Genomic DNA, 23,435 nt, shown 5'->3' with positions numbered 1-23,435 from the left:
AAAAAGCAAGACAATGAAAAAGTGGTTAACTATAGGGTGTGTGGCAGGATTGATGGCGGGGGCCGGATTGAGCTCCTGCAAGAATTTCCTGGACGTAAAGCCCAACGACAGTTTCACAGGGGCCGATTACTGGCGGAACGCGACAGACGCGCAGATGGGCGTGAATGCGGCGTATTCGCTGCTGCGCGACCAGTTTACCCGCTGCATCCAGTATAATTACGGGGATTTCAGACCGGGGAATTACGACTTCTGGAATAAAACCAATTTCCGCGCCATCGCCCAAAACGATCTGCGCAGCCCGCTCATCGGGACAACCGACGGCGCCCAGGCGCCGCGCGAAGGCTGGGACGTCTGGTACAAATCCATCGCCGCGGCCAACCTCGCCGTGGCCCGCATCAGCGCGATGGACGGTACGCAGATTTCCGAATCCGAAAAGGCGCAGCTGGTAGGGGAAGCCCGGTTCGTCCGCGCCTACGACTATTATTGCCTCGTACAGAGCTACGGCAGCGTGCCTTTCCAGTTTTCGCCGTACGACATCGAGATGAAACCGAAAACGGACCATGTGAAGATCCTCGATTCCTGCATTATAGATCTGCGGAAGGCGGCCGACGTGTTGCCCGTTTCCTACAACGATCCTACCTACCGCGCCGTTCGCGCCACCAAAGGCGCCGCGCTTACCCTCATGGCCCATATGTACATGTGGCAGGCAGGGTTCGACAAGGGGAGGGCCACCGAGCTGAACCGCAGTGCGGCAGCGGTTTGCAAGGAAGTGATGGACCTCAACATCTACAAGCTCCTGCCATACGAGGAAGAGCTTTTCCATACCATTTTCAAAGGCCGTTCCGAAGAAGGCATCTGGGAAATTTCCATGGACGTGAACTACGGCAACGTAACCGGCAACTTCATCTCGCAATGGGTGCTGCACCAGCCGGTCATCGCTTCTTCGTCGACCCTCTACGGCGGCCTCGGCAGCGAAATCACCGTGAAGCGCGAGTATATGGACATCCTGTATCCGCCCGGGGAATCCGACAAGCGGTTCGACCTCTGGTTCGATGACCCGTACAATTCCGTGAACCCCCAGTCGCAGATGTTCCTGAAGTTCTCCAGCATTTCCGACCCCGTGGCACGCCGGTACGACGCCAATATGATCATCTTCCGGTACTCCGGGCTCATGCTGCTCCGCGCCGAGGCGCTGGCCAATATCGGGCAGGACGGCGACGCGCGCGAACTGCTGAACGAAATCCGCCGCCGCGCACAGGCATCCGAAGTGATCGGCCTGGAAGGACCGGCGCTGAAAGACGCCATTTTCCTGGAAAGGACGCGCGAGCTCTGGGGCGAAGGCCACCGCTGGTACGACCTCGTGCGCACCGGCCGTGTGACCGATTTTTCGCAGTGCGAGAACGCTCTCACGCAAGACCAGTACGAACGCGGCGCCTGGACGTGGCCCATCCCCATATCCGCCATGCGCAGAAATCCCAAGATCACGCAAACAGCCTTTTGGGCCCAATAACCTACCCAAACCAGATGATTATGAAAAAAACGATCACCTGCATGTTGCTCCTGGTAGCCGGCTGCATGCTGTTCACCTCCTGCAAGAAGGAGTACTATAAAGACGGTGGCCTCGCCAACCCGATATACGACGGCACCATATACGATTACCTGACCGAAAAAACACTGTATTTCGACAGCGTTAAACATATCATCGACCTGGCCGGCATGAAAGACATGTTCGTCAAAGACACGATCACTTTCTTCGCCTTCACCGACGATGCCATCAAAGCGGCGATGGACGATCTCAACGCCCAGCGCTTCGCCAACCAGGAAGATTCCGTGACCCTCGACGATATCGGGCCCGAAGTCTGGAAACAGTTCATCAGCATGTACATCCTCACCGGAAAGCGGCTCGCAAGCGCATTCCCGCGGGTGCAGCGCGACAATATCCGCGCTTTCCCCGGCATCAACTACATCATGCTGAACGGGTACATCCTCAACATCGGCCTGGAATACACGAACTACCGCGGTGTGGAAGCCGTGGGCGCCAGGATCATCCAGCTGACAGATGTAACGTTCGACCCGGTGGATTTCCGGAAGAACAGCTACATCCGCGTAGCATCTTCCGACATCCAGCCGCGCAACGGCGTGATACATGCATTGAGTTATCTGCATACGCTCGGTTTCCGCGGCGCGGAATTCAGGCGGGTGGCGCTCGATTATTTAAGGACCAAAGAATAACGCAAACATGAAAATCTGCATACACAAACAGCTGCTCGCCCTGGCGATGATCGCGCTGCTGGCGGCTTGTACCAGGGAAACGGTAAACAGCAGCGGGAAGAACCCTTATGGCGATCCCATCCTGCCTTCCATCACCTTCGCGGAAAATTCCGTTAACCCGGCGAAAGGGTTCGTGAACGATGAAGTGCTCGTTCGCGGCACGGGTTTCCTCAAGAACAAAGACAAACTCGAAGTGCTTTTCAACGGCGAAAAAGCCGAAATCCTCGAAACTACGGATTCCGCCGTGCGCGTGCGCATCCCCGCCATGGCCAGCACCGGTGCCATTAACGTGAAAGTGGGCGACGAATTCTATTTCGGGCCTTTCTTCCAGGTGTTCGGCGGATTGGTGGTAGATACCACCTTCGCCACGAAAGGCGGCGCCAGTGCGCTCATCACCGCTATTTTCCCGGGAAATGACAACAAGTACATCATCGCCGGCCGTTTCAATAACTACGACAACGTCAACAAGCCCGGCGGCGTGAACCGCATGGCGCGCCTCCTCAACGACGGCTCGCTCGACAACGCCTGGGAATACGGCTGGCAAACCGGTCCGCAGGGCGATGTCTACTCCGGCGTTTACCTGCCCGACGAACAGAAGTTCCTCGTAGCGGGGAGCTTTAACCGGTACGCCCGTACGCAGAACGTGTTCAGTATTGCACGGTTGGGTTTCGGGGGGATGATCGATTCCACCATCATCGAACTGCCGTCGCAGAACACGGCCATCGCCTCTTCACTGGCAGGCGGCGTGCGGGGCGTGGTGAACAACCTGCACCTGCTGCCCGACGGGAAAATGCTCCTGGTAGGCGATTTCAGGTATTACGTACGGCCCAACTTCAACCTGGTGGCTACTTCGGGAGTGGATTCCATGCACCTGGACTCCACGTTCGTGCAGCATATCATCAAGCTGCATCCCAACGGCGAACTGGATTCTTCCTGGAACTACGACCTTGCCCAGCATCGTGGGTTGCCCACGGTGAACGGGCGTATCTATAAATCGCACCTGCTGCCCGACGGGAAGGTCCTCATCGCGGGGAACTTCACGACCTACAAGGGCCAGCCGGCGCCGCGCATCGCGCGGATCAATGCGGACGGTACGCTGGACAACTCGTTCAACCCCGGTTCCGGTGCGGATCTGCTCATTTATGACCTGTTCGTGCAGCAAGACGGGAAGATCATTGTGGCGGGGGGCTTTACCCGGTTCAACGGTACGGGCGCCAACCGCGTGGTGCGGCTCACGGCCGATGGCGCCGTAGACCCCACGTTCAGCGTGGGCGCGGGGCCGGACGGCACCAAGATCGACCAGATCGGCGTACTGCCCAATGGCGTGATCATCCTCACGGGTACGTTCCGGAAATTCAACAACCTCCAGCGCAACAACTTCATCGTGCTCAATGCCGACGGTTCTATCCATCCCACCTACAACGCCATCGGCGGCCTGCGCTACGCAACGGCGTCAGACGATGGTACGGTGATGGATATCATGAATGTGAAAGGGGAGAATTCGGTGATTCTGGTGGGCAACTTCGATGTGTTCGACAACCGGATGGCCAACCGGATCGTGAAGCTGAAATTCCAGTAGGGTTTTCGAAAAAGGACGATAAAGAAAAAAGCCATAAGACTTCTGTCTTATGGCTTTTTCTGTTGTTTGGGACGATTATTTCTTCGTTTGTTGCCGCTGCTGCCGTTTCCACCGCCGCCGCCGCTATTGCCGCTGCGGGGCTTACCTTTCCCGCCGCTGCGATGGCTGCCGCCACGGTTGCCTCCGCCGCCGCCACCCGATCTGCGGGTTTTGGGGGAGTATTCCGGTACGGGGCCCAGTTCCGGGGGAACGGTGGTCTTGGCTACGGGCGCGCCCAGCAACTCTTCGATGCGGGAGAAGCGGCCCTGCTCTTTCGGGCTGATGAACGTGTAGGCGGTACCGTCTGTTGCGGCACGCGCGGTACGACCGATGCGGTGGATGTAATCCTCGCCGTCGTTCGGCACGTCGTAGTTGATCACCAGGTCAATGTCTTCGATATCGATCCCGCGGCTGAGGATGTCTGTTGCCACGAGGATGTTCGACTTGCCGTTCTTGAAGTTCAGGAGGGCCTGCTCGCGCTTGTCCTGCTCCAGGTCGGAGTGGATTTCTTCCACGGCGTACTTGGCGCGGCTGAGCACGGCGGTGAGCGTTTTCACGTTCTGCTTGCGGGAGCAGAATACGATCACGCTTTCCTTTTTGCGGCTGTCGAGGATATGTTTGACCAGGGGAACTTTCTGCTCATCGAACACCACGAACGCTTCCTGTTTGATGCGCTCCGGCGGTTTGGAGATGGCAATGTTCACCTGGATGGGGTCCTGGAGGATCTTGAGCGCCAGTTTGCGCATTTTGTCCGGCATGGTGGCGGAAAAAAGCAGCGTCTGGCGGTCTTTCGGAAGGAAGGAGATGATCTTCTCGATATCGTCGTGGAAACCCATGTCGAGCATGCGGTCTGCCTCGTCGAGGATGAGATATTTCAGTCCCTTCAGTTTTACATACCCCATGTTGAGGTGGGCGATCATGCGGCCGGGCGTGCAGATAACGATATCCGCACCGTGGGAAAGCGCTTTCTTCTCGATGGCGAACGATGCGCCGTCGCCCCCGCCATAAACGGCAATGGAGCTGATGTTCGTGAAGTAAGACATCCCTTCCAGCGCCTGGGCGATCTGGACGGCCAGTTCCCGGGTGGGAACGATGATCATGGAATTGATCTGGTGGTCGTCTTTCGTATGAGTGAGGATATTCTGAATGGTGGGGAGCAGGAAGGCTGCCGTTTTGCCGGTGCCGGTTTGCGCGGAAGCGATCAGGTCCCGACCGGATAAAATGACGGGGATAACTTGTTCCTGTACCGGTGTAGCGGTTTTATATCCCATCGCATCTATACCATCCAACAGATCATCGTCAAAATCAAATTCGTGAAAATACAATGTATATATGCTTTTTTAAATATAGGTAATATGTAAAGATAAGGATTTATCCGGCACTGCGGGCACGATTCATCATTAAATCGGCCATAATCATGCATTTGCCCGGAAACAAAAGCCGGAAGCCGCGCTGGGCGGACTTCCGGCTGGGTAAAGGGATGAATGGGCCGGTCAGGGTGCGGGCGGCGTCTGGCGCATGCCGGCCAGTATCTGCGCATTATGTGCGCGCTGTTTGCTGATCCGGCGCCCGCGGAAAAAGAGGTACAGGTTGAAAAAGAGCATGATGCCGAGATAGATGCAGAAGCCGCCCAGCTTGGTGCTCAGCACTTCCAACATGGTCTGCCGGTCGGGCACCTCGCTGGCGATGGTCATGATGTAGAACGCGCAGCCGAGGTTGAGCAGGTAGAAGCCCGTTTCGAATAATTTGTTGGTGGCCAGGGCGATGTCCGTTTTCCCGTTGAAGATGTCGAGCATGAACACGCGGCTGTTGCGGAAGAGCGTGTGCGCTACGAACCAGGTCAGGAAAATAACGGCGGGCAGGTATACGAGATAGGCGAGGAAGTGAAATGTGGTGGTCATGATGAGTGCATTTAGGAATGAGGTATCGTTGTATGTTTCTTGCTGAAATAATAGATAGCGGCCATGTTGCCATAATGGACGAGCGCCAGGGTGAGCACGATGCGCCCGGTCATGACCGTAACGCTGGCCAGCAGGCCCGTCCAGTTTTCCACGCGGTCCCAGGTGCTGATCATCAGCGCGGCGTAGCCGAGGTTGAGAAGGTAGTACCCGGTGAGGAGGAGGCGGTTGATGGCGTCCGTTAACGTCGTATTGCCGTGCAGGAGGTGCAGGATAAAGGCGCGGCCGTTGCGGAAAAATATCCATCCTACTTTGAAGGTAATGAGGCCGGTGATGCAGCCGTAAACGAAGTATGCCATCGTATTCATATTGGCTTGCTTTTGATAGGTCAAAGGTATAAGTAAGTTTTGAACTTTCAAAACATATTGAAAGAAAAATATTTAACCGGTGGATGGAAATCCGTTTTCCGTAGGTTTTGCTCCGTTTCGCGTAGGTGCCGGAACGGGTGAGTGGGATATCTTTGCGGCGACAAAAACAAGATCATGAAAAAGTTAACCCTGCTATTCCTTACCATCGTGCCGCTCATCCTGCTGGCAACCGCTGCAGGCAAGCGTTCTGGCCGGACGAAGCAGCCCCCGGCCCCGCAAGCCCCCATCGCCCGACCGGCTTCCCGGCCACTACATATCGAAGGCCAGGCCTTCCGCCTGCCTGCCGGCGTTTCCCTCGACCAGGGCACTATGAAAGGGCACAACACCCTGGAATGCTCCTGCGAAAGCGCCCAAACCGTTCAACGCTACGGCGACGGCTGCATAGTTCGGCTGCGCTTCCGCCTCCGCAACCACACCGCAGCGCCCGTGAAGGTCGTGCTCCCGGCGGGCCTCGTATTCCGCCACCGGGCAGACCGCGCCAACGATGCGCTCCTGGCACGCCCCGTCACCCTCGTGCTGCCCGCAGGTGCCGCACCCTGGTTGCACCTCGACCTTTTCGGACTCAATGAATCTATCGTACATCCCGGCCCCGAGGGGCCTTACCGCTTCGGCCCGGTGGCAGGCAATTTCGACCTGCAAGCCCTGCTCATGACGCTGGAAGATAAATCCCTGGCAGATGTGCACAGCCTCGCCATCGCCCAGCAAGCCATCTGGGAGGTAACCAGCGGGCATACGCTGGAAGCTTCGCTGGCAAAGAAGATCGCGGCATTGCCTTAAAAAAACAGTTCACCCGTCCCGGCGAAACGCCGGATTCGGGTCCAAATCTTCCCAGGACAGGGAGTACATACGGAGAGGTTACAAATGGCCATATCCAATGTGCGGCCCGTGGCGGAATTTCATCGCTCGGCTGCTATGGTGCCGCCTGAAAAACCGAAGAAACAGAGCACGATGGCTGCAGGTTACATACCGCAGTGGCCGCCCTTTCCCGGGGCGGCCTTTTTTTGGAACGGCATAACGGTTTGAGATCATCAATCGCTCTTATAGGAAGAAAACCGCTTTTCGTCAACCAAAACACCCCTGTATGCCTGGAATTTTACGAACCCTGCTGCTTTGCAGCCTTTTCCCGGCCGTAACCCTGGCGCAGTCGCCCCCGAAACGTGAACTTCGCGGCGCCTGGGTAGCCACTTATCTGAACATCGATTGGCCGAACAAGACGCAAACGCCCGCCCAGCAAAGGGCCGCCTTCATCGCCATCGCCGACCATCACCGCGCCACGGGCCTCAACGCCCTCTACGTGCAGGTGCGCAGCCAGTGCGACGCGCTGTACCCCAGCGATCTGGAGCCCTGGTCTGCCGACGTCACCGGAACGCAGGGCGCACCGCCCTCCACGCCCTGGGACCCGCTGGCCTTCGCCATCGAGGAATGCCACAGACGGGGCATGGAATTCCACGCCTGGATCAATCCCTACCGCGCCGTCGGCAATTCCAACAACCTCCCGGGCTTCGCCAATTCCCACGTCGCCAAAACGCACCCGGAATGGCTCCTCAGCCAGGGCACGCTACGCGTCCTCGATCCCGGCCTGCCGCCCGTGCGCGACCACATCTCCGCCGTGATCTCGGATATCCTCCACCGTTATGATGTGGACGGTATCCATTTCGACGATTACTTCTATCCCCCCAACGCACCCGCCGGCACGGCGCCCTACAACGATTCCGCCACTTTCGCGGATTATCCGCGCGGGTTCACCGTGAAAAACGACTGGCGGAGGGATAACGTCAACCTGCTCATCCAGCGGGTGTACGACAGCGTCAGGACCATCAAGCCCTGGGTAAAATTCGGCGTGAGCCCGTCCGGCATCTACCGAAACAGCACCAATCCCGACATCGGTTCGCCCACTTCCGGGCTGGAACATTACACCACGCTGTACGCCGACACGAAACGCTGGCTGCAGGAAGGTTGGGTAGATTACATCATGCCGCAGGTATATTGGTGGATCGGACAGCCGGGCGCCAATTACGGTGTGATCGTGCCCTGGTGGAACAACCAGGCCAACGGCCGGCATATCTACATCGGCATCGCCGGGTACAAAATGGGGGATGCCGCCGCCGGTGCGGGATGGACGGATTCCACCCAGATCCCGCGGCAGATACGCATGAACCGCAGCCATGCCAACGTGTATGGCCAGTCGGTATACAACACCACGAGCATGCGGGTGAACACCAGGAAAGGTTTCCGCGATTCGCTGCGCCTTTTCATGTACGCGAAACCCGCGCTGCTGCCGGCCATGAAATGGCGGGACAGCATCGCTCCGGCCGCGCCTTTCGGTTTATATGCCGAACAGGCGGGAGACGATGTGCGCCTCATCTGGTGGCACAACGGCGATCCGCAAGACCAGTTGAACCGGGCCCGCCAGTTCGCAGTATACCGCTCCACCACGCCCGCGATCGACACCGGCGACATGGGCCAGCTGCTGGCTGTAACACCCATGGATTCCATCGCTTATACCGATACTTCGGCGCTGCCCGGCGTCACGTACTATTATGCCGTGACGGCGCTGGACCGCTATCATAACGAAAGTCCGCGCTCGGCGCTGGCGGCCAACCTGGCGCCCACGCTGCAGGGCCCGGGGAACCAGTGGCTGACCGGTGATCCGGATTGCGGCGCTTCCCTGCCGGATTACCGCGATTCTGCAACGGTAGAACCTGCCGAAGGCGTGACCATCACCCAATACCCCGTTCCCGGCAGTCGCGTCCGGCACGATGATTACGTACACCTCATCGCCACGAACGCCGGCGGCAAATCGGATACGGCTTCTTTCGCCATCTGGATGAAAGACACGCTGGCGCCGGTTATTTCCGACATCACACCGTCGCCGGCGCTGCTCAATACGCCGAACAACAAGATGGTGACGGTTTCGCTGGGTTATTCGGTGACGGATTGCAGTCCTGTTCAGCGGACCGTGACAGTCACCAGCAACGAGCCCGACAGCGGCAGTCCCGACATCGAGATCGTGAACGACAATACCGTGAAGCTCCGCGCCCAACGGAACCCGTTAGGTAACGGACGCGTATATACGATAACGGTGACGGCTACAGATACTGCCGGCAAATCGAGCGTACAGACCACGCATGTGCTCGTACCGGGCAACAAGCCCTGGACGCATGGCGACGGGCTGGCGGCCACGGTGCTGCCCAATCCCACGTTCCATCAGTTCGTGCTTATGCTGATCAGTAAAAACCAGCAACCTATCAACATCCGCGTGTACAACAATGCGGGCCAGCTGGTGGAAACAAGGCAGGGCCTGGCGCCGAACAGTTCCGTAACGCTGGGCGGCAATTACCAGCCGGGCGTTTATTACATCGAAATTATCCAGGTGAACGTGCGCCAGGTCATGAAAGTGATCAAGCTGGGGCATTAGAAATGGTAAATACATCCGGATCTTTTTACCCGACAGGGCTGCCAGCTGGCGGCCCTGTTTTCATTTCCGGTAATTCAGCGTATATTCCGTACATGCAATTTTCCCGCCGCGAGCTGGGTGTGGCGGCCTTTGCGGCCGTTACCGCCTTTTGCGCCTACACCGCCATCTTCAGTTTCCGGAAAGCCTTTAACGTTGGGGCTTTCGGGGGATATGCGCTTTGGGGGATGGATTACAAGACGGTGCTGGTCGTATCGCAGGTGTTCGGGTATATGCTCAGCAAATTTTACGGAATCCGTTTCATTGCCGCGATGCAGCGAAAAAACCGGCATTGGCTCATCCTGGGTTTGACGGGCGTTGCCTGGCTGGCCTGGGCGCTTTTTGCCGTGGTGCCGCCGCCGCATAACTGGTGGTGCCTGTTCCTCAACGGGTTTCCGCTGGGGATGCTGTGGGGCGTCGTATTTTCGTATATCGAAGGGCGGCGTACCACAGACATGATCAGCGCGGCATTGGCCGTGAGCTTCATTTTCGCTTCCGGCCTGGCGAAGAGCGTGGCGCAGTGGGTGATGGAAGGATGGGGCGTGAGCGAATACGGGATGCCGTTCGTGGTGGGATGCGTGTTCATGCCGGTATTGATCGTGTTCGTGCTGCTGCTGGAAAAAATCCCTCCGCCCGGGCCTGCCGACAGGAAACAGCGGATGGAAAGGCTGCCGATGTCTGCGGCGGAGCGGCGCGGACTGCTGCGGCGCTTCTGGCCGGGGATCGCGCTGCTGGTGGTGATCTACATTCTCGTAACGATCCTGCGCGAAGTGCGCGACAGCTTCATGGCCGACATGTGGCGCGCGTCCGGTGAACCATTTCAGCCGGGTGTTTTCGCGGGAACGGAAAGCCTGATCTCGCTCATCATTTTGGTATTGATCGCGGCTATGAGCTGGCTGAACCATAATTTCAGGGCGTTCATTGTTACGCAGTGGATCATGCTCGCGGGATTCGCCCTAACGCTTTGCGGGGCCATGCTGTTCTCCGCCGGCCACCTGGGCATGTATGCCTGGATGCTCCTGGCGGGCCTGGGGCTTTACATGGTGTATATTCCGTTCAATAGCCTGCTGTTCGATCGTTTCATCGCCGCTTTCCGGTTTACGGGGAACGTGGGTTTCCTCATCTATATCGCGGACGCTTTCGGGTACCTGGGCAGCGTAGGCGTGATGCTCGCCAAATCCGTTTTCCAGTTGCAGCTGAACTGGTTGGAGTTCTATACCGGGCTTGTGAAGATCGCCGGCGTCACGGGCCTTGCAGGTACCGTAGCGGCGATGTACTGGTTCCGGAGAAAGTACCGGAAAAGCGCGCCGCTGTTACAGCAGCCAGATCAGCAGTAAGGTAACCAGCGCAGGAAGCGCCTGCACGAAAAAGATGCGCCGGGTTGCCGTTACCGCCCCATATATTCCCGCCACCGCCACGCAAACCAGGAAAAATACCGCCACATGCTGCTGCCAGGCCGGGTCTCCTATGCAGAGGCACCAGATGAGCCCCGCCGCCAGGAATCCATTGTACAAGCCCTGGTTGGCGGCCAGCGCTTTCGTAGGCTCGAACATTTCTTTGGGTATCTGCCGGAACACTTTCGGCGCCCGCGTAGTCCACGCGAACATTTCCAGCCAGAGGATGTACAGGTGCTCGATGGCGATGAGCGCAATGAGAACGAGGATAACGATTGACATGGGGATGCTTTTCCTTCAATTTACCCAATTTATCACCGCATTGTTCAATTCCCTTCCATAAAAAAGCCGGTCCTGGCAAAAGGACCGGCCGTCATACACGTTACTGGTAATACTCACTATTTCGTAATGGAGAAGAATTTCTTTTTCGGGCTTTTGGCCGGAATGAGGGGCAGGATGGCTTCACCGGCTTCCAGCGAGCGGTCTGCCTCGATGAGGCTGGCGCCGTCTTTGATGATGGCCTGGTACGCTTTTGTGCGCTCCGCGGCATCGGGGAGTTTGTCGTACGTAGGCGCCGTGGAAATCATGCACATGACCCCGCGTTTGTTGAGATTTTCGTAGAGCGGCTTGAGCTCCGGCTTGTTATCCGGGCCAACATAGGCCATGATGTGCGTCCAGGGGATGTTTTCCTGTTCGTATTCTTCCAGCGCCTTTTGCGTTTTCACAAAGGCTTCGAACACGATTTTCGGGTTGCGGCTGTGGTACCATTTCGCTTCTTTCGCGGTGTGGACGGTCACCATGACGTGGCCTTCGGCTTTGTTTCTACGAATAATGTCGGCCGTCATTTCGAACGGCACGTCTTTTTTATCGAGGATGAGGACGGTTTTGCCGCGCGCCCATTTGATGGCTTCTTCCAGCGTGGGGATCTGGAAATCGGTCAGGTTGCCGTCTACATCTTTCAGGCGCATTTTTTTCAGCTCTGCGAGTGTGTAGTCGCCCACTTTGCCGGTACCGTTGGTGGTGCGGTTGAGGGTGGCGTCGTGCATGAGCACGATGGCGCTGTCTTTGGTGAGCCTCGGATCGATCTCGAACGTGGCGGGCGTATGGCGGAGGGTGTTTTCGAACGCCTCGATGCTGTTTTCCGGGAAGCCTTTGTTGACGCCGCCACGGTGGCCGGAGATGAAGGGGATATCGTTACCGGTGAACCGGAAGAAGGAACGGAGGTCTTTTGCATTCCTGATTTTCAGCACATGCAGGCCCGATTGGGCGAAGCCGGTGATGGTGCAGCAAAGCAATGCGCTGCCGATGAGGATTCGTTTCATGGGATCAGAATTTGGCATTTAGGTGTTGTAAAGTGAAACCGCCACCGGCGTCGAGGGTGAACATGGTGACGGAAGCGTTTTCCTGGACGAGCATGCGGTAATTGCGCAGGGGCATGCCCAGTTTATATGCGAGGAACAGGCGGTTGACGCCGTTGTGGGCGGCCACGAGGATATTGCCTGCGGGGTGTTTGCGGTGGACGTCGGTGAAGAAGGCGTCTACCCGCTCCACGATCTCCCGGCCGCTTTCGCCCGATCCGCCGGCACGGTGGGCGTAGGGGTCTTCCATCCAGCGGTGCCAGTGTTCCGGCGCTTCGGCAATGAATTCCTCTTTGGTTTTGTGTTCCCATCCCCCGAAATCCGCCTCTATCAACCGTTCGTCTTTTTTGACATAAGCCCCCGAAGCGATATTCGCCGTCATGAACGCGCGCTCTAACGGCGAGGAATACACGCCGTCGAATTCGATGCCTTTCAGCTGTTCCCGAACGGCTTCCGCCTGCTGGATGCCTTTGGCGGTGAGCGGAATGTCTGTCCGGCCGCAATACCGGTTGTTGTCTGCGTTCCAGGCCGTTTGTCCGTGCCGGAGCAAATAAACGTTAAGCATATCCTTTTTCTTTCAGTTTTTCCCTGAACGACCGGTACCCTTCGGCGTAGGCGCCTTGCAGGCCGGGTTCGGGCAACATGGTTTTGTCGATGTGTGTCATGGCTGCCGCTGCTTCGCTGATGCTGCCGTAATGCGTCTGCGAAGCAGCGAGGATGGCGGCTCCCGCGGCCCCGCTCACTTCCTGCATTTTATGCACGGGCACGCCCAGCACGCAAGCCCTGATGCGCAGCCACACATGGCTGTTGCTGGCGCCACCGGCGGTGTACACGGCTTTCACCGTTTCGCCGGACAGCTGTTCGATCAGTTCATACGCCATTTTTTCGATGTAGGCGACGCCTTCCATCCCGGCCGCGAATTTCTCCGCACCTTCCAGCCCCGGCGTTTCGAAAGCTTTCGCCTGCGGCGCTACGAAAGGGAAGCGTTCGCCCGGTTGTTCCAGCGGCCAGTACAATTTGCCGGTGGGCACCATGGCGGCGGCGGCTTCGTTGAGCGCGTCCAGGTTGCCGGGGAAGTGTTTTGATATCCAGTCGGCCCCCGTGTTGCTGGCACCTCCCGGCATCCAGAAACCTTGCGGATGGCGGTGGTTGTACAAACGGCCGAGCGGGTCGGGTACCGGTTTTTCCGTCACGCCTTTCACGACGAGGGTGGTGCCGATCGTGGTGTTCCAGGCGCCGGGCGTTACCGCGCCCGAAGCGATCTGCGAAGCGCATCCGTCTGTCATGCCCGCCGTTACCAGCACGTTTGCGGGCATACGGGCGATGTGGGCGGTTACGCTGCCGACGGGCGTTCCGGAGGGGATCACCTCCTGCAGCCATTCCCGGCGGATGGGCAAATGGCCCCAAATATATTCCGGCCAGCGTTCGTTTGCTACGTCGTAACCGGATTTTAACACATTGGTAAAATCGGTGACGTTGAAATTGCCGGTGAGTTTGCCGGTGATGAAATCGGCGGCATGGATGAATTTGTGGATCCGGCGCGCCTTTTCGGGGAATTGTTCCGCGAACCAGACCATTTTCGGCAATCCGCTGGTGGTATTGAACGCCGTGTATCCCTGCGGGTGGTATTTTTGGGCGAGGGCTTTGCAGCGTTGGCCGGTTTCGGCCTGCCGCCCGTCGCTGTACATAATGGCCGGGTGGAGCGGGGTGCCGGCTTCGTCTACGGGGATCACGGTGCCGGAAGTGCTCGTGACGCCGATAGCGCGCAACGATGCAGCTTCCGGCTGTTGGAGGATTTGTGAGAGCAGCCGTTCGCAGGCTTCCCACCATTGTTCGGGGGATTGTTCTTCCCGCGATGCGGCGCTCAGTGCGAAGGGCTCGCTGAAAGACGCCAGCACCCGGCCATGCGCATCGGCGAGGATGGCCCTGGCGCCCTGGGTGCCCACGTCCAGTCCGATAAAAGTATGTTCCATGAATTGTTTGCTGTTGTACCGCGGAGATCAGTTCATGTTCCTGAAATAATCCCGCGTTTTTTCCCATTCCGCATAGATGCCGGCGTAATGCGCCTCGTCTTGCGGGTTCACCGTTTCGATGGTGTCGTCCATCCGCCCGTCGATCCCCAGCGCTTCATTGCAGATGAGCGCGCCGCCCACGGCAGACGATTGCTGGAAGCCCCTGCGCATCTGCACTTTTTTACCGGTGAGGTTGGCGATGAGCTGGCGGAGGGTGAGGCTTTGCAGGCCGCCTCCGCAACCCCAGATGTAATCGGGATGATGGCCGGCCACTTCGGCGAGTATTTTGTAGTTTTTCACGATGGAACAGGCGATGTCTACCATCGTGGCCCAAACGAAGCTGCCGCGGGTGAGCAGGTGCGAAACGGGCGCGGGGAAGATGAAGCCGCCGCGGGTGAGCGACACTTCCTCGTCTGCCAGCAGCGAACCGAGGCTCGCCATGCAGAAGGTGTGCCGGTTTTCGGCGAGTTCCTTTTCGATGACGTCGTAGCCTTCGTTGGGATAGAAGATTTCTTTCAGTCGCTGATAGTTCAGTCCCGTTACACCGGCGTTGGCTTCGAAGACGAAGCGCCCCGGCACGATGTCTCTGCTCGTCCAGGTGCGTTCTTCGGCATCGAGTGTATAGCCGCCCGTGAGCTTCACGATGGGGGTGGTGGTGCCCGATACGATGACCATATCGTCTACCGCCGGCCGCGTGCTCTTGATGGCCAGCTGGGTGTCTCCGCCGCCGGCAACCACGATCGCCGAAGGCGCGATGTTCAATTCCTTCGCCACTTCCTTTTTTACTTCGCCCAAAACGCTCGCAGATGCCCGTAATTCCGGCAGGAGGGAAGGGCTTAATCCGAAAATGCTGCAAAGCCCATCACTCCATTCCTTCCGCTCTACGTCGAATAGCAGCGTTTCCGAAGCCTGGGAATGTTCGTATTTGGCGACGCCGGAGAACTGGTATTCCACCCAGTCGGAAATACTGAGGAACGATGCCGTTTGCGACCAGATTTCGGGTTTCCTTTCGCGGATGCCCACCAGTTTGAGCGCGGAAAACAGCGATGTGGGATAGCGGCCGGTCAGTTGGTAGACGCGGCTTTTATCGGTAATGATGTGTTCCCATTCGCGGCCACGGTGGTCGATGTTGGGAAGGCCCGTGAGCGATTTACCGTCCGCGTCGAGCAAAACGATGCCTTCGCGCTGGCTGGTGGCCGTGATGGCGCGGATCTCGGCCTGGGGCGCCGCTGCGAGCGATTGCTTCGCCAGGCGGAGGATCTGTTCCCAGAGCGCGCCCGGGTCGAACTGCAGGGCGTCTGGGTACAGCGGGTCTTTTTCGTACCGGATGTCTTCGCGGGAAACGCCGAGCACTTCGCCGCCGGGCGTTGCGATGGCCACGCGCACGTTGCCGGTGCCGATGTCTGCTATGATGTATGCGGGTTGTTTATCCATTGACGGGAGTTGGCAGTATTTGGCGGTTCGCCAGTTCTCGTACCTGGCGGTTTCCGTTGGCGAACCATTGTGTTAGTGCGTTGTTCATGATGGCGACGTGGTGGTCTTCCACCTCGAAAGTTGCGCCGGCGATGTGCGGCGTGGCGATCACGTGCGGCTGGTCGATGATCCGGTAATCCGTTTCATCGGGCGGTTCGTGGTCGAACACGTCCAGCACCGCACCGCGGATCGCGCGGGCCTCGAGGGCGGCGAGCAGGTCTTCCCGCTTCACCACCGCAGCACGGGCTGTATTCACAAAAATGGCGTCTTTTTTCATCAATGTCAACAGGCGGCCGTCGATCATGTTTTTCGTTTCCTCCGTAACGGGCAGGTGAACGGACACAACGTCGCTGGTAGCGAAGAGTTCTTCGATCGTGCATTTCACGTAAGCCGGGTCGTGCTCCGTGACGTACGGATCGTAAAACCGGATGTTGCAGGGGTAGTTTCGGATCATGCCGGCGATCAGTTGCCCGATGGCGCCGAATCCTACCATCCCCACGGTCCTCCCGGCGAGCTCGTTGCCTTTGAAATGGAGATAGGAATCATGCGCCCCGGCTTGCCAGTTGCGGCCTTTCAGCCAGTCGATGCCCGGGATGGTATTGCGCAGCAGCATGATGACGTTGGATATGAACATTTCGGCCACGGCCTGCGCGTTGCGCGCGGGCGTGAAGAACACGGGGATGCCGTGCGCCGTTGCGGTGGCTACGGCCACATTGCTTGGCGTGCCGCGGCAAACGCCGATGAATTGCAGGTGCGGGAAAGATTCGATCACTTTGGCGGTGACGCCGTCGTGTTCCGTGATGAGCGCGTCTGCTTTGGTTTCCGCCAGCATCGAGATCAGTTCCGCTTCGTTCCAGGCGCGGCCGTTGGGTTTCCACGACCGGTACACGGTTTCGCCGAAAAGTTGTGCTATCGCCTGGATGCCTTGCTGATGGTAAGGAGCTGTAATTAAAATGCGCATTTTATATCGGTTGTATGGTTGCTTCGGGTTGCGTTTGATGGAGGGTTTTGGCGTTGTTGGGAAGGGTGATGAACCGCGCGATGATGGCGCTGATCACATATAGTACCGCCAGTATCCAGATGACGCCCTCTTCGCCGACGGTGCCGATGAACAGCCCTACGATGGCCGGCCCCACAAACACCGGGAGCCCTGCGCCCAGGTTGAGGATCGCCATGGCGGCGCCTTTGTCTTTCTTCACCAGCGAAGGGACGAGCGCGGTGAGCGGTACGTACCCCGCCAGCAGCGCGCCCCAGATGATGCCGGCCGTCATCACGGCCCAGTAGCTGCCTTCCCAGATCTGCGGTGCGTAATAAAAAAGGAGTGTGCTAAGGGCGCAGCCGACGCCGCCGAACCACATGATGGTATTTCTCCAGCCGAAATGATCGCCGACGAAACCGAAAATGAGGTTGAAGATGATGTTGGCCGTGAAGATGGTGCCCCAGATCGTCAGCCACTCCGTTGTATCGAAGCCGTGCCGCGCCATGTACATGGGCAGGAACACGGGGAAGGCGAATTGCGCGGTGGTGTTGATGATGCGGACGATGCCGCCCAGCAGGACTTTCGGTTCTTCGCGGACGATCGTCAATCCTTTCACCAGTTCCTCCATTTTGGAGCCGCCGGCCGGTTGCCTTGCCGGTTTGCTGCGGTTCAGCAGCAGGGCGAGCACGGCGCCGAGGAGCGCCCAGAACAGGGAAGTCCATAAAGTATTGAGATGCCCGAACCGGGTGATGGCCCAGCTGGAATAGTAAGCCCCGAGCACGTTGAGCCCGCCGGTGAATACGAACCAGAACCAGCCCACGGCGCGGCCGAGCTGTTGCTGTGGACTACTGTACGCGATCCACACGAGGAAGGAGTACGCGAACAGCGGGTACCCGAACCCGCGAAGGGCGTAGGTGAGGAGCATGACCGGTACATTGAGCTTCGGCATGCCGAAGCCGACGAAGCCCACGGTGCCGAGGCAATAAAGGAGCAGGCCGAGCGCCATGGTGCGGCGGACGCCGTAACCCTCGGCCAGTACGCCGGAAAACCAGGCGGAAATGGCGATGGTGATGCCGTATACGGTGAATAGGGTGGCGGATTGCTGAACGGTCATGCCGTGGTCTACAAGGTAAGGGCTCAGCCATCCCTGTTCGATGCCATCGCCCATCATGAAGATCATCACGCCGAGATAACCCCAGATGAGTTGGGAGGGAATGCCTGCTTTTTCTATAATACGCATGGTATCAGTTGTTTCGTGGAATAAAATGGAACCGGATTGAAAGTTCCTAAAAGTAAAAATTAAACTTAATTAAACAAAATTAAATTAAAATTAAGTAGTGATGAAAAATCCATTTCTCCTTGCAAATCAATGGTTAACATGAAAATAATAACGGCTATTAGGGAAATCGTCCTAAAGAATGTACATTTGATGAAAGATAATTTAACATTCAGAAAGCCCCACGCATATGAACATCACGGAAAGGCACCAATTGATACTCCAGGAGCTGCAGGAGAAAGGGAAAGTAGATATCCAGGAACTGAGCGAAAGGCTGCAGGTATCTGGCGTTACCATCCGCAAAGACCTCAAGCTGCTGGAAGAAAAGAAACTCCTCTTCCGCACCAAAGGCGGCGGCTCCACCCAAAACCCCTACGCCATCGAGCGCCCCATCAACGAGAAGGAATTCATCCGCATGGAGGAAAAGAAGAAGATCGCCCGCGCCGCCATGGAGCTCATCGGCCATAACGATTCCATCATCATCGGCTCCGGCACCACCGTCTTCGAACTGGCCCGCATCCTCCACCCGTCCAAACACATCACCGTCATCACCCCCGCACTCAAAGTAGCCCTCGAGCTCTGCAACCGCCCGAACGTAGACGTGCTCCAGATCGGCGGCCTCATCCACCAAAGCTCGTCTGCCGCCGCCGGCTCCTTCGCCGAACGGCTGCTCGACGATATCTCCTGCGGCGTCCTCTTCGTCGGCGTAGACGGCATCGATCCCGAATTCGGCCTTTCCATCACCAACCTCGCCGAAGCCAGCCTCAACATGAAAATGATCGGTCTTGCCCAAACCGTGGTCGTAATGGCAGACAGCTCTAAATTCGACCGCCGGGGCATAGGCCGCATCTGCAGCCTCGAACAGGTGGATTTCATCATTACCGATAACCAGGTAGACAGCGCCACCGTGCAGATGTTGCAGGACCGCGGCGTGAAAGTCATCCTCGCCCCCTGATTTTTTTTGCCGGTTAATTAAAAAGTTGAGTACATTTACGCAATTCGAAAAGTGCGCAGTTTACTCAGCGAAACTTCGTATGCCGTTCAAACCGGCCATCGGCGCATATTAGCAGCATATTCCTGGTTTTTTTACAGAGCAGTCGGGCGCATTCCGGAAACCATCCGGGGCAGATCCGCTGTGCGTGAGCAGCATATGTCCGGGAAAGGGAACGGGTGTGCGACCAATTGTATCATTCGTATCAACCTTTTATAGAACACCCGTATGTTCCGCATCCTCTCTTCATTCAGCTTTCGGTCGCTGCCGGCCGTCATATTGCTCGTTATGTGCGCGCATGCCTGCCGGCAACCTGTTCGCCCTGCGCCGGAAACGATAACGGCCGTCCCTTCCGCCGATACCGCGGCTATCCGCACATTACTTCGCTCCGCAAAAGCCATCGCCGAATCGATTCCCGATTCCGCATCGAAAATGTATGATTCCGCCTGGCGGATGAGCCTCGCGGCCAAAGACACCTGGGCAATCAGCATGAGCCTTTTGGGAAAAGGGAATGCAGTATCCGATACCGATTTTTTGCTCGCCCGCGAATATTACCGCGGGTCGCTCCGGCTCGCCCTCGCGGTCGACAGTTTCGAACTGGCCGGCAGAGCTGCCACGAGCGCCGGCAGCACTTTCCTGCAGACCGGCCCGCCCGATTCCGCCGTGAAAGCCTATATGTACGCCCTCGATCTCTATTCAAAAACGGATAATCCAACCGCCAAATCCAGCACCTATAACAATCTCGCCATCGCGTTCACGCAACTGGAGCAAGACGAAAAATCGAAGGAATACCGGAGGAAAGCGATCGCCGGCTACCGCACGGCCAGCGATACCCCGAACCTCGTGCGCAGCCTCATCAACATGGGTTCCCGGCTGGAATACCCGGAGCCCATCCCGTACTTCCTCGAGGCGATATCGCTGAGCGACAGATCCAACTTCCCCCTGGGGAAATTTTATGCGCGCCTCGGCATCGGGGAAATGTACGTCTCGAAAGCGAACTATGATTCCGCTTCCCATTTCCTCCGGCAGGCGGAAGCCATTACCGCGCTGCAACCCGTCAGCAAACAATACATGAGCGTCATGTACGCCGTGATGGCCAGGATGTATTACCTGCAGCAACAGTACGCCACATCGCGCGCGTATTTTGGGAAGTCGACGAAGATCGCCCTGGAACTGGGGAAGCTGGATTTGCTCGAAAAGCAATACCGCGTGCTCACCAAAGTGAATATCATGCTGGGTTTGCGGGAGGAGTCGGTGGATGCGTTCGATAAATTCAATACCTATCGCGATAGCATGCAAAACCTCCAGGTCGAGCAATCGATCAATGAAATGGAAACCCAATACCGCACGGCGGAAAAAGATCTCCAGCTGGCGCAGCAGGAGCGCAACCTCGCCCGCAAACAGCTCGAGATCCGCAACCGGAACGCGGGCATCTACGCGCTTTCGGGCATCGTGCTGCTGCTCATCGTGGGCGGCGGCGCATATATGCTCCACATCCGCCAGAAACAGCTGCTCGCCGCGCAGAAATTGCTGACGATGGAACGCGAAGCTGAACTGGAAAAAGTGCAGGCCGCGATGGAAGCCGAAGAGAAAGAGCGCGCCCGCATCGCCAGGAACCTCCACGACGGGGCGGGCTCCATCCTTTCTGGCGTAAAACTGTACCTCGCTTCCCTCGAAAACCAGTACCGCGACCTGACCGGCTCGCCCGCATACAAAGACACGATCGGCCTGCTCAACGACGCCGTTTCCGAAATCCGCGAAACATCCCACAACCTCATGCCCAAAACCCTCCACCTCGAAGGCATCCATTCCGCCATCCGCGACTATTGCGAAAAAGTAGGCCGGAGCGAGCAACTGGGCGTGGAATTCCTTTCGTACGGCGAGCCCGCGCGGTTCGATATCGATTTCGAACTGATGATCTTCCGCACCTTCCAGGAACTGCTGAACAATGTTTTCAAACACGCACAGGCTACGCAGGTGATCGTTCAGCTGTCGTTTTCGCCGGAAGTATTTTCATTGACGGTGGAAGACGACGGGAAAGGGATGAACGATAAACAGGGAGACGGTATCGGGATGTTCGCCATCCACGCGCGGGTAGAGGCTTTCCGCGGAACGATGGATGTGGGTTCCTCCGAATCCGGTACATCCATCAACCTTCAGTTTCCCGTTCCCGCAACAGCTGCCATCGAAAAAATATCATAACGTCCATTCCATTAACCTGACATTCCCCGGAACATGCAACCACGAAATTCCCGAACCCGGACCATCATCGGCATCTGTACGCTGATCTTCAGTATAACGGTTTTCCACGCCCACGCGCAAACGCTCGAGGAAGTGCACCGCACGCATAAGGCAAAGCTGCAAAACCTGAAAGAAGATACTTTGCTGGCCGATCGCCTGTACGATTACGCCGCCGATCTCAACGAGCTCGACAATGATACCGCGCTCATCCTTATCGACCGGGCGCTGGCCATCAGCCAGCGGTTGGGCGACCGCAAGCGCACCGGCCTCATGTACGAGGGCCGTGCCAGCATCCTCCTCGCCAAAGGGCTCCTCGATTCCAGCATTTCCGTCTACGGCAAGGCGCTGGAATACCACGTGCCGGAAAAGAATTTCTACCGCGTGGGAACGGCCTGGACGGGCATCGGCAACGCGTTCATGCAGAAAGGCATGCTCGATACCGCTGCGCAGGCTTACTTCCACGGGCTGGAAGCCTACCGGCAGGCGGGCGATTCCATCCGCATGGCGCATGCCTATAATGGCCTGGCCATCACGTTCAGCCAGATGGAGCAACTCGAAAAAAGCCTTGAATATCTGAAAAAGGCCGACGCGCTCTACGTTCATGCCCGCGACACGAGCAATCACGTCAAAATGCTCATCAACATGGGCGATAAATATACCCGCATCAACCAGGCAGACGATGCGCTGGCCGTGTTCCGCGAAGCGGTGCGCGTGAGTGATCTGGGCAAGTACCAGTTCGGGCGGTTTTACAGTCGCGTGGCGATGGGGGATTTGTACGCCACTAAAAAGCCTTATCCCGATTCGGCGTTGCTGTACCTGCGCGAAGCGGAGGCGATCTCCAAAGGGTTCAACCTGCCGCCGCTGTTCATCAGTTCCATGCAGGAAACCTTCGGGCTTGCGTTCTACGAATCCGGGAAATTCACCATGGCGCGCGATTACCTGCTCCGTGCAGAAGCCGGGCTGCTGGATGTCGGCCATGTGCCGACGCTCATGCAGCACTATCTGTTGCTGACGAAAGTGAATGTGAATCTGGGGTTGAAGGATGCGTCCATCAACACGCTGGCGTCTTACGTCCGCTTCCGCGACAGCCTGCAGAAAACGGATGTCACCACGAAAGTGAACGAGCTGGAAACGAAATACCGTACGCTGGAAAAGGATAAATCACTGGCCGACCAACAATTATCGATCACCCGAAAAGACCTGGAGCTACGCAAGAAAAGCCAGCAGCTCGTTTTGCTCGGCGGAGGATTGTTGCTGGTGCTGGCGCTCGCCGGCGGAGCGTATTTCCATTTCCGCCAGAAGCAGCAATTGCAGCAGCAGCAATGGCAACTGATGCAGAAGGAGTCGGAACTGGCCATGGCGCAGGCGTCGATGGAAGGGGAGGAGAAAGAGCGTGCCCGCATCGCCAGGAACCTCCACGATGGCGCGGGCTCCATTCTGTCCGGCGTGAAACTGTACCTCAATTCCCTGGAAAACCAATACGGCGAGCTCACGAAATCGGCATCTTACCGCAACACGCTGGGCCTGCTCAACGAAGCGGTGACCGAGATCCGCGATACCTCGCACAACCTCATGCCGCGCCTGCTTTTCGAAGAAGGGCTGGATGCGGCCGCGGGCGCTTACTGCGAAAAACTGGGCCGCAGCAATGCGCTGGCGTTCGAATACCAGGCAACGGGCGAGCCCCGCCGGTTTCATCCCCGGTTCGAGCTCATGGTGTACAGGATGTTGCAGGAGCTGCTGGGGAATGCTATCAAGCACGCCGAAGCCACGCAGGTGCTGGTACAACTGGAATTCAATGAAGATGGATTGGGGATGACGGTGGAAGACGATGGAAAGGGGATCGATGCGTCGAAAGGCGACGCGGGTATCGGGATGTTCAGCCTGAAATCCCGCGCGGCGGCGTTTCGCGGCACGATGGACGTAGACTCTTCCGCACAGGGCACTTCCATCCACTTCGATTTTCCTGCCAGCAGCCTCACCGCCCGGATGCATGCCACTTCAGACGAAGCGCCGGCCGGGTGATCGATTCCCGCGAAATCCGT

The 23,435-nt window shown here is 57.6% G+C and carries 19 protein-coding genes; 9 read left to right on the top strand and 10 right to left on the bottom strand.

The genetic code is table 11. The features are described from left to right. The first annotated feature begins 13 nt into the window (after nt 1–13). From WJU22_RS20485 to WJU22_RS20475, 3 genes are read left to right on the top strand one after another with little or no spacing between them, the layout of a single operon-like run. Nucleotides 14–1,510, top strand: a complete 1,497-nt coding sequence (locus WJU22_RS20485; RefSeq protein ID WP_341840035.1) for a RagB/SusD family nutrient uptake outer membrane protein — start codon at nt 14–16, stop codon at nt 1,508–1,510. A 20-nt stretch (nt 1,511–1,530) separates the two neighbouring features. Then, nucleotides 1,531–2,232: a hypothetical protein gene (locus WJU22_RS20480; RefSeq protein ID WP_341840034.1), complete on the top strand. Its 702-nt coding sequence runs from the start codon at nt 1,531–1,533 to the stop codon at nt 2,230–2,232. A gap of 7 nt (nt 2,233–2,239) precedes the next feature. Further along, a complete protein-coding gene (locus WJU22_RS20475; RefSeq protein ID WP_341840033.1) occupies nt 2,240–3,850 on the top strand; it encodes an IPT/TIG domain-containing protein in 1,611 nt (536 codons plus the stop codon). A 47-nt stretch (nt 3,851–3,897) separates the two neighbouring features. On the opposite strand, the gene WJU22_RS20470 is transcribed toward WJU22_RS20475, so the two are convergent. The 3 genes from WJU22_RS20470 to WJU22_RS20460 all read right to left on the bottom strand — a co-directional run bounded on the left by WJU22_RS20470 (nt 3,898) and on the right by WJU22_RS20460 (nt 6,155). After that, nucleotides 3,898–5,160 carry a DEAD/DEAH box helicase gene (locus WJU22_RS20470; RefSeq protein WP_341840032.1) on the bottom strand — a complete coding sequence of 421 codons (1,263 nt, stop codon included), beginning with the start codon at nt 5,158–5,160 and terminating at the stop codon, nt 3,898–3,900. A gap of 222 nt (nt 5,161–5,382) precedes the next feature. Then, on the bottom strand, nt 5,383–5,790 hold the full coding sequence (locus tag WJU22_RS20465; RefSeq protein WP_341840031.1) for a hypothetical protein: 408 nt from the start codon (nt 5,788–5,790) through the stop codon (nt 5,383–5,385). An 11-nt stretch (nt 5,791–5,801) separates the two neighbouring features. Then, a complete protein-coding gene (locus WJU22_RS20460) occupies nt 5,802–6,155 on the bottom strand; it encodes a hypothetical protein (RefSeq protein WP_341840030.1) in 354 nt (117 codons plus the stop codon). A 174-nt stretch (nt 6,156–6,329) separates the two neighbouring features. Here WJU22_RS20460 and WJU22_RS20455 point away from each other — a divergent pair, with 174 nt between their 5' ends. From WJU22_RS20455 to WJU22_RS20445, 3 genes are all read left to right on the top strand, one after another. Beyond that, nucleotides 6,330–6,992, top strand: a complete 663-nt coding sequence (locus WJU22_RS20455; RefSeq protein WP_341840029.1) for a hypothetical protein — start codon at nt 6,330–6,332, stop codon at nt 6,990–6,992. Between the two features lie 304 nt (nt 6,993–7,296). Next, nucleotides 7,297–9,633: a family 10 glycosylhydrolase gene (locus WJU22_RS20450; protein WP_341840028.1), complete on the top strand. Its 2,337-nt coding sequence runs from the start codon at nt 7,297–7,299 to the stop codon at nt 9,631–9,633. A gap of 92 nt (nt 9,634–9,725) precedes the next feature. Further along, on the top strand, nt 9,726–11,006 hold the full coding sequence (locus tag WJU22_RS20445) for a DUF5690 family protein (protein ID WP_341840027.1): 1,281 nt from the start codon (nt 9,726–9,728) through the stop codon (nt 11,004–11,006). On the opposite strand, the gene WJU22_RS20440 is transcribed toward WJU22_RS20445, so the two are convergent. The 7 genes from WJU22_RS20440 to WJU22_RS20410 form a co-directional block, all read right to left on the bottom strand. Beyond that, complete coding sequence (locus tag WJU22_RS20440; protein ID WP_341840026.1) at nt 10,983–11,345, bottom strand: DUF1304 domain-containing protein; 363 nt, start codon at nt 11,343–11,345, stop codon at nt 10,983–10,985. The two genes, WJU22_RS20445 and WJU22_RS20440, sit on opposite strands and share 24 nt — an antisense overlap. Before the next feature lie 116 nt (nt 11,346–11,461). Beyond that, nucleotides 11,462–12,385 carry a glycerophosphodiester phosphodiesterase family protein gene (locus tag WJU22_RS20435; protein ID WP_341840025.1) on the bottom strand — a complete coding sequence of 308 codons (924 nt, stop codon included), beginning with the start codon at nt 12,383–12,385 and terminating at the stop codon, nt 11,462–11,464. Nucleotides 12,386–12,389: 4 nt separating this feature from the next. Further along, complete coding sequence (locus tag WJU22_RS20430; protein ID WP_341840024.1) at nt 12,390–12,986, bottom strand: histidine phosphatase family protein; 597 nt, start codon at nt 12,984–12,986, stop codon at nt 12,390–12,392. After that, the gene (locus WJU22_RS20425; protein ID WP_341840023.1) at nt 12,979–14,394 is read right to left on the bottom strand and encodes an FGGY-family carbohydrate kinase; all 1,416 of its coding nucleotides are present in this window, start codon (nt 14,392–14,394) and stop codon (nt 12,979–12,981) included. Before WJU22_RS20425 ends, WJU22_RS20430 begins: the two co-directional genes overlap by 8 nt. Before the next feature lie 27 nt (nt 14,395–14,421). Further along, nucleotides 14,422–15,867: an FGGY-family carbohydrate kinase gene (locus tag WJU22_RS20420; protein ID WP_341840022.1), complete on the bottom strand. Its 1,446-nt coding sequence runs from the start codon at nt 15,865–15,867 to the stop codon at nt 14,422–14,424. Continuing rightward, on the bottom strand, nt 15,860–16,867 hold the full coding sequence (locus tag WJU22_RS20415) for an NAD(P)-dependent oxidoreductase (RefSeq protein WP_341840021.1): 1,008 nt from the start codon (nt 16,865–16,867) through the stop codon (nt 15,860–15,862). The genes WJU22_RS20420 and WJU22_RS20415 overlap by 8 nt, the downstream gene beginning before the upstream one ends. A 1-nt stretch (nt 16,868) precedes the next feature. Then, a complete protein-coding gene (locus WJU22_RS20410; protein ID WP_341840020.1) occupies nt 16,869–18,125 on the bottom strand; it encodes an MFS transporter in 1,257 nt (418 codons plus the stop codon). A gap of 226 nt (nt 18,126–18,351) precedes the next feature. On the opposite strand from WJU22_RS20410, the gene WJU22_RS20405 reads away from it, so the two are divergent. The 3 genes from WJU22_RS20405 (at nt 18,352) to WJU22_RS20395 (ending at nt 23,415) form a co-directional block, all read left to right on the top strand. Continuing rightward, nucleotides 18,352–19,116 (top strand): DeoR/GlpR family DNA-binding transcription regulator, encoded by a 765-nt coding sequence (locus WJU22_RS20405; RefSeq protein ID WP_341840019.1) that lies wholly within the window; start codon nt 18,352–18,354, stop codon nt 19,114–19,116. A gap of 264 nt (nt 19,117–19,380) precedes the next feature. Then, on the top strand, nt 19,381–21,354 hold the full coding sequence (locus WJU22_RS20400; protein ID WP_341840018.1) for a tetratricopeptide repeat-containing sensor histidine kinase: 1,974 nt from the start codon (nt 19,381–19,383) through the stop codon (nt 21,352–21,354). A 33-nt stretch (nt 21,355–21,387) separates the two neighbouring features. After that, entirely contained in the window at nt 21,388–23,415 is a 2,028-nt protein-coding gene (locus WJU22_RS20395) for a tetratricopeptide repeat-containing sensor histidine kinase (RefSeq protein WP_341840017.1), read from the top strand. Nucleotides 23,416–23,435 lie beyond the last annotated feature (20 nt).

The sequence above is a fragment of the Chitinophaga caseinilytica genome (assembly GCF_038396765.1).
Taxonomy (GTDB): Bacteria; Bacteroidota; Bacteroidia; order Chitinophagales; family Chitinophagaceae; genus Chitinophaga; species Chitinophaga caseinilytica.
The sequence above is the reverse complement of the archived record's forward strand: the minus strand, read 5'-3'. Positions and strand labels throughout refer to the sequence as shown.